Origin of the sequence: Pseudomonas sp. NFACC02, assembly GCF_900110765.1 — a bacterium.
GTDB lineage: Bacteria > Pseudomonadota > Gammaproteobacteria > Pseudomonadales > Pseudomonadaceae > Aquipseudomonas.
Window position 1 is genome coordinate 1 of the sequence record NZ_FOEO01000082.1, and the last position, 7,296, is coordinate 7,296.

The following is a 7,296-nucleotide window of genomic DNA, read 5'->3' on the forward strand; positions in this document are numbered from 1 at the left end:
ATCAAAGGTGAATGACAAACCGCATTCGTCAGCAAGCTGACTCCCACAGGTTTTGCGTTCGACCGGCCGTTGATGCGGCGACCTACGAAAGCGCATGGCGCGCTTCGCTTTTGATCTTGATCTTCATACCGCAGCAGGCCAGACACCACAAAGCGCGACTTGGGTGCAGGCCAAACGCAGACGACGCGCAGTGGGCCGAGCGGCATGGATGCCGCGAGAGCGCCGTCAGGACATGGATGTCCGTTCGGCGCGGGCCCACGGAGCGTCGTCGGAGTGCGGGTACCCGACGCAGGAGGGCCAAGCCAGGAGCCAGACACTTGGTTACTTGGTGTTGGTACGGCATTCCGGCTTTCAAGTAACCCGCCGAAGGCGGAACAGTTTGGACGTTAGGACAAACCACACCGTCAGCGTCATCCCAAATAGTGGAAATGCGCACCATACAAGCCGGCTTGCTGGCGATTGCAGGGTGTCAGACACCATCAATGATGGCTGATCTGACCCTATCGCCAGCAAGCCGGCTCCCACAAAACCGTTGCAGGACAACCCTTCCTATTGAGCGGGCTTCGGCTTCTCATCGTTGCCTTCGTGATCACGCTCCTCTTCCTGCGCCCTACGCTTTTTCTCCTGCTCGAACGTCTCGCGCTGCTCCTGGGTCGGCTCTTTGATCTTGTACCAGGCTACGTACAGCGCCGGCAGGAACAGCAGCGTCAGCAGCGTGGCGATGATAATCCCGCCGATCATGGCGTAGGCCATCGGGCCCCAGAACACCTCACGTGCAATCGGGATCATGCCCAGACTCGCCGCTGCCGCCGTGAGCAGGATCGGCCGGCGGCGATGTTGAGTCGCTTCGGCAACAGCGTCCCACGGCAAGTAGCCCGCCACTTCATACTCGTGAATTTGCGTCACCAGAATCACCGAGTTGCGGATGATGATCCCGATCAGTGCGAGGATCCCGAGAATCGCCACGAAGCCCATGGGCGTTCCGGTCGGCACCAGCGCCAGCACCACGCCAATCAAGCCCAGTGGCGCGACGCTGGCGACGAGGAACATCTTCTGCACGCTGTGCAACTGGATCATCAGGAACGTCGCCATCAGGAAGATCATCAATGGCACCACTTTCGCAATGGGGCCTTGGGCCTTCCCGCTTTCCTCCACGGTGCCGCCGGTGGCGACCTTGTAGCCTACGGGCAGACCCGACGCGAACTTGTCGATCTCAGGCTTCAATTCCTTGACCAGGTCCGTTGGCTGCATGTCGTCGCTCACCGCAGCCTTGAGCGTAATGGTCGGTTTGCGGTCACGACGCCAGACCAACGGCTGCTCCAGTTCGTAGCGAACATTGGCAAACGCCAGCAAAGGAATCGAGGTGCCCTGCGGTGTCACAATCTGCAGGTTTTGTAGCGTTTCCGGCGAGCCGCGCTCTGAGTCCACTGCCCGACCCACCACATTGATCAGGTAGATGTCGTCGCGCACCTGGGTCACCGCAGAGCCAGTGACGATGCTGTTCATCAGTTGCGCCACATCTTCGGAAGACAGCCCCAACTGCCGGGCCTTGTCCTGATTGATGTCGATACGCAGCACTTTGCCGGGCTCGTTCCAGTCGTAAATCATCTCGCCGATGTGCTGATTCTGATCGAGCAACGTCGCCAGTTCGATGGCGTGCTGCCGGACCTTGTCGATGTCTTCGCCGCTCACCCGATACTGAATGGGCCGTCCTACCGGAGGCCCCATTTCCAGCGGCTGGACATAGGTGCCGATCCCGACGAATTCGTCACGCAGACGCTTCTTCAAGCGATCCATCAACGCGCCGCGCTCTTCCAGGCCCTTGCTGACGATCACCAACTGAGCGTAGTACGGGTTTTCCAGTTGCTGATCCAGTGGCAGATAGAACCGCACAGCGCCCTGACCTATATAAGTACTCCAGCGAACGATGTCGGGATCATCCTTGAGTGAAGCTTCCAGCCGATCCACGGCCCGGCGTGTCTCGTTGATCGAAGCATTCTGCGGCAGGTTGAGGTCCACCAGAATTTCTGGACGGTCAGAGGACGGGAAAAACTGGTTCTGCACGAAACGCATGCAGAACACGGAGACCGCAAATAACAGCACCGTGATGATGACGGTCAGCCATCGGTGACGCATCGCCCAGAACATGGAGCCGTTGAACACTCGCGCGATACGACCCGGTTTGGCGTGCTCGTCTTTTTTCTTCACATTGGCGCTGAGGATATGCACCCCGATCACGGGCGCGAACAGCACCGCCACGACCCAGGACACCAACATCGCCACCGCAATCACCGCGAACAGCGTGAAGGTGTATTCGCCCGCCGAACTGGCGTTCAAACCGATGGGTACGAAGCCTGCGACGGTCACCAGGGTTCCGGTGAGCATCGGGAAAGCGGTGGAGGTGTAGGCGTATGTCGCCGCCTGCTCCTTGGTATCGCCGAGTTCAAGACGCGAAACCATCATCTCCACCGTGATCATCGCGTCATCCACCAGCAAGCCGAGAGCGATGATCAGCGCGCCGAGGGAGATGCGCTGCATGGTGATGCCGCTGTACTCCATGAAGACGAAGACCATCGCCAGCACCAGCGGAATCGAACAGGCCACGACCAGCCCGGCGCGCATACCGAGGCTGATGAAGCTCACGATCAGCACGATCACCACGGCCTCGAACAGCGCGCTGGTAAACCCGCCTACGGCTTTTTCGACGACTTGCGCCTGGTCCGAAACGTTGTGCACGCCAACGCCGATTGGCAGGTCGGCAGTGGCCGCCTCCATGCGCTCATGCAGTTGCTTGCCAAACTCCTGGACGTTGCCGCCTTTCTTCATCGCGATCGCCAGACCAATGGCCGGCTTGCCGTCGAAACGGAACAAGGGCTTGGGAGGATCGACGTATCCGCGGGTAATTTCCGCGATATCGCTCAAGCGATAGAAACGGTCATTCAGCCGCAAGTTGACGTTCTCAAGGTCTTTCTCAGACTCGAATTGCCCGGAGGTGCGCACGGAGATCCGCTCGGGGCCGGCTTCGATCACGCCTGCAGGCGTCACCGCGTTTTGCGATTGAAGACTTTGCACCACCTGACGCTGATCCAGCCCCAACGCCGCGAGTTTGCGCGTGGAGAAATTCAGGTAGATCGCTTCGTCCTGCTGGCCGATCATTTCGACCTTGCCCAGCCCCGGCACATCACGAATCTGCACGCGCACCTGTTCGACGTAATCGCGCAGCTGGCGCATGGTCAGACCGTCGGCAGTGAAGGCGTAGATCGAGCCGTAAACGTCACCGAACTCATCGTTGAAGGCCGGGCCCTGCAAGCCCTGAGGGAATGTGCCGCGAATGTCATCGATCTTCTTGCGCACCTGATACCAGATACCCGGAATCGCCTCGGCGCTGGTGGTGTCTCGCAGGTAGACGAAAACGGTGGATTCACCCGGTCGCGTGTAGCTCTTCACGTAGTCGAGCGAGTCCAGTTCTTCCAGCTTTTTCTCGATCCGGTCGGTGACCTGTTCAAGGGTTTCGTCCACCGTCGCGCCCGGCCAGCGGGTCTGGATCACCATGGTCTTGATGGTGAACGAGGGGTCTTCCTCGCGCCCCAGGTTCATGTACGAAAACACACCCATCAGCAGGCCGACGAACATCAGGTACCAGACGAAGGATTGATGCTTGAGCGCCCAATCGGAGAGGTTGAACGTCCCTTTCATCGTGGGCTGTCCTTATCGACTTTGACTTTCTGCCCCGGTTTGAGGCTGTTTACACCGGCGGTGACCACGCGCTCGCCACCCTTGATGCCACCCGACACGGTGATCGTGTCGTCGTCTCGGCTGAGGACCTTGACGGGGCGGGGCGAAACAGTCTGGTTCTGCATGTCGACGATCCAGACCTGAGTCTTGCCGTCGACCTCTTGCAACACGTTCGCCGGCAGTTCGATGCGCGGTTCGATCGCGGAGCTGACGGTGACACTGATGGCCGTGCCCAGACGGAAGGCGGCAGGCGTGTCTGCCAGCGTCAGGCGCGCGCGGCGAGTGCGGGTCGAAGCTTCGGCTTGAGGCTCCAGCTCACGCAGCGTCGCAGTGGTATTGATCTCTGGCTCAAGCTGGCTGGCGACCTTGAACACCACATCCTGAGGCAGTTGCTCAGCCAGCGGAGCTGGCAGATCGATGACCGCTTCCTTGATGTCCGGGCGAGCGAGCGTCACGACCTGCTGGCCCGCGCTGACCACCTGGCCCGCTTCTACCTTCCATTCGGTGACCACGGCCGCGTGATCGGTGCGCAATTCGCTGTAGCTCAACTGGTCCTGAGCCTGTTGCACCGCTGCCTTCGCCTGATTGAAGGATGACTGGCTGGTCTTCAGGTCAGTGACTGCAACGTCGAGCGCTGCCTGCGCCCCCACACCTCGATCAAACAACTCCTGCTGGCGACGGGCGTTGGCCTGCGCGTTGATGTACTGGGCCTCGACGCGCGCCAGATCGCCCTGACTCGAGCGCAACTGGTTCTGCAGGTCGGTGGGGTCGAGCGTCGCCAGTAACTGGCCTTTCTCGACCTCGCTGCCAACATCAACGCTGCGCGAGGCGATGCGCCCGGACACCCGAAAACCCAGCGTGCTTTCATAACGCGCAGCGATGTTGCCGGCGAAACGCCCGAGATTCTCAATCGCCTGCGGCTTGACCTCCATGTACAGCACTGGCCGCACAGGTTCCGGCGGCGGCGCTTCCTTACTGCACGCGCAGAGCATCACACCCGAAAACACCATCAGTGACAGGCGCTTCATTGCGAATCCCCGCTCAGGTTTTTGTCGGCAACAGCCCTTTCCACCTGCATGTCGGGATGCAGCAACTGACCGCCCGCCACCACCACGTTTTCCCCGTTTTTCAGACCGTCGACAATGATCACTTTCCCCGTGAGATACCGCCCGACCGTGACGCCTCTCAAACTGACTTTGTTCTGATCATCGACCACCCACACGGCCGGTTTGCCCAACTGATCACCCAGCCCTTTGGTGAGTGCGGACCACGGCAGCTCGACACTCTGCGTTGCAGGGACAGTCAACGCCGCGCTGACCACCGCCCCCAGATCCATCCCTTCGGGCAACGAACTCAAGGCGATCTTCACTTGCAACGTGCCTGTCTGCGCCGAAACAGCGGGCGTCACTTCGCGCACCTTGCCGGTGGTCTTGATGGTGGGGTTGTCCAGCAGCGTGACCTCTATCGGCTGGTCGGTCGGCGGCTGAACGAACAGAGATTCGTAGACGTTGAACACCGCATCGCGCTCGCCGTCACGTGCCTGACTGAAGATCGGCGCGGTCGCTTGCACCACCTGACCGACTTCCGCCTGACGGGCAGTAATGATGCCCGGCGCATCAGCGATCAATGAGGTGTACCCCAACTGTTCGCGTGCGTTGGCCAACTGCGCCTGAGCGGCTTTGAGCGCGCTTTGGCTGCTGCGCAATTGCGCCTGGGCCGAGTCGTATTCACTCTTGCTGGTATAGCCCTTGGGCAGAAGTTTTTGCTGACGGACAAATGCCGCGGCGGTTTGTTTGACACGCGCTTGTTCGGCTGCCTCGGCCGCGATGGCCGAATCGACACGGGTCTGCAAGTCTTTCGGATCGAGCTTCGCGAGCACCTGCCTGGCGGTGACGCGATCACCGACATCGACCATGCGCTGAATGATCTTGCCGCCGACCCGAAAGGACAATTGAGTCTGCACACGGGGCTGAATATCGCCCGTTAGCGCGACGGCCGCGGCGAATCCGGCGGTTTTGACTTCTTGCACCTGCACGCGCGGCAGAGACGGCTCGGCGGGCTTTTCCTTGCCACAGCCCGACAGAATGGCCAGACACAGACCAAGCCCTAAAGCCACCAGGCGTTTATAAAGAACCGAGGGTTGAGCGGGCATGCAAGCTCCTTGTGCCAATGCCGTTGCCTACACCACGCTGCCGAGCGCGTCATGATGTGATCATGCGACTGTGAGCGTAGATCAGGGTTCCTTGCGCGGCTAAACTCCGTCGAAGCTGTTAATCGCCTGCATATGCACGCAGAAGGAAAGTTGATGCTCACCACGCTGGCCGTCGCCAATTACCGCTCGATCAACACGTTGGTCGTGCCCCTCGCACGACTGAATCTGATCACCGGGCCCAATGGCAGCGGCAAATCCAATCTGTATCGGGCGCTGCGTTTGCTGGCGGAAACCGCTCAAGGTGGCGTCATCAGCGCGCTCGCCCGGGAAGGCGGGCTGACATCCACGTTCTGGGCCGGTCCGGAAAGCATCAGCCGACGCATGCGCAATGGCGAAGTGGAGATTCAGGGCGGTCCACGCAAGGACGTCGTGCGGCTACGCCTGGGTTTCGCTGCGGAGGACTTCAGCTACGCCATTTCATTGGGACTGCCGACACCCCCAACAGGCAACACGGCATTCGGTCTTGATCCAGAGATCAAGCGCGAATGCATCTGGGCGGGCTCGCTGTATCGCCCGGCCAGCCTGCTGGTGGATCGCGCCGGTCCGATGATTCGTACCCGTGAAGGCCGTAGCTGGGACGTACTGGCGCAACACACACCGACCTTCGACAGCCTGTTCGATCAGGTCGGCAACCTGCGCTCATCGCCGGAAGTGCTGCAATTGCGCGAAAGCATTCGCGGCTGGCGGTTTTATGATCACTTTCGCAGCGATGCCGACGCACCCGCTCGCAAGCCTCAACTCGGCACTCGCACGCCGGTGCTGCATCACGATGGGCGAGACCTGGCTGCCGCGCTGCAAACCATTCGCGAGATTGGCGAACCCGAAGCGCTGGACGCCGCGATCAGCGACGCCTTCCCCGGCGCGCGCGTGCAGATCAACGCGCAGGCCGGCGGGCTGTTCGCGCTGGAGTTTTATCAACAGGGATTGCTGCGGCCGTTGTCCGCCGCGGAGTTATCCGACGGTACCCTGCGCTATCTGTTACTGATTGCCGCGCTGCTGACCCCGCGCCCGCCGACCATGATGGTGCTCAACGAACCGGAAACCAGCCTCCATCCTGACCTGTTGCCGGCGCTGGCGAGATTGATCATGCGGGCGTCGGAGCGTTGTCAGGTATGGGTCGTGTCCCACGCCAGTCGCCTGATCGCCGCTCTGGAGCAAGACCCTGAATGCAACTGCGTCGTGCTGGAGAAGAACCTTGGCCAGACAGGGATCGTCGGCCAGGGGATGCTGGACGAACCGGCGTGGCACTGGCCGGATTGAACAGGTTACGACGGTGGCGAATGCGGTGGATCACTCGCCATTGATAGCGCTGACCCTCCGCATTCGCCAGCAAGCCGGCTCCCACAGAC

The 7,296-nt window shown here is 60.8% G+C and carries 4 protein-coding genes; 1 reads left to right on the forward strand and 3 read right to left on the reverse strand.

Translation table 11 applies throughout. The annotated features are described in order from the left end of the window. Window positions 1–549 precede the first annotated feature (549 nt). From BMY73_RS27540 to BMY73_RS27550, 3 genes are read right to left on the reverse strand one after another with little or no spacing between them, the layout of a single operon-like run. Complete coding sequence (locus BMY73_RS27540) at window positions 550–3,696, reverse strand: efflux RND transporter permease subunit (protein ID WP_256571471.1); 3,147 nt, start codon at window positions 3,694–3,696, stop codon at window positions 550–552. Further along, window positions 3,693–4,763, reverse strand: a complete 1,071-nt coding sequence (locus BMY73_RS27545) for an efflux RND transporter periplasmic adaptor subunit (RefSeq protein WP_092411084.1) — start codon at window positions 4,761–4,763, stop codon at window positions 3,693–3,695. Before BMY73_RS27545 ends, BMY73_RS27540 begins: the two co-directional genes overlap by 4 nt. Next, window positions 4,760–5,887, reverse strand: a complete 1,128-nt coding sequence (locus BMY73_RS27550) for an efflux RND transporter periplasmic adaptor subunit (protein WP_092411086.1) — start codon at window positions 5,885–5,887, stop codon at window positions 4,760–4,762. The genes BMY73_RS27545 and BMY73_RS27550 overlap by 4 nt, the downstream gene beginning before the upstream one ends. 153 nt (window positions 5,888–6,040) lie before the next feature. On the opposite strand from BMY73_RS27550, the gene BMY73_RS27555 reads away from it, so the two are divergent. Further along, a complete protein-coding gene (locus BMY73_RS27555) occupies window positions 6,041–7,207 on the forward strand; it encodes an AAA family ATPase (RefSeq protein ID WP_092411088.1) in 1,167 nt (388 codons plus the stop codon). Window positions 7,208–7,296: the final 89 nt, after the last annotated feature.

Excerpts from the sequence above, each read along its gene's own strand:
- BMY73_RS27545 (WP_092411084.1), bottom strand. The coding sequence starts at position 4,763 with ATGAAGCGCCTGTCACTGATGGTGTTTTCGGGTGTGATGCTCTGCGCG.
- BMY73_RS27555 (WP_092411088.1), top strand. The coding sequence starts at position 6,041 with ATGCTCACCACGCTGGCCGTCGCCAATTACCGCTCGATCAACACGTTG.
- BMY73_RS27550 (WP_092411086.1), bottom strand. The coding sequence starts at position 5,887 with ATGCCCGCTCAACCCTCGGTTCTTTATAAACGCCTGGTGGCTTTAGGG.
- BMY73_RS27540 (WP_256571471.1), bottom strand. The coding sequence starts at position 3,696 with ATGAAAGGGACGTTCAACCTCTCCGATTGGGCGCTCAAGCATCAATCC.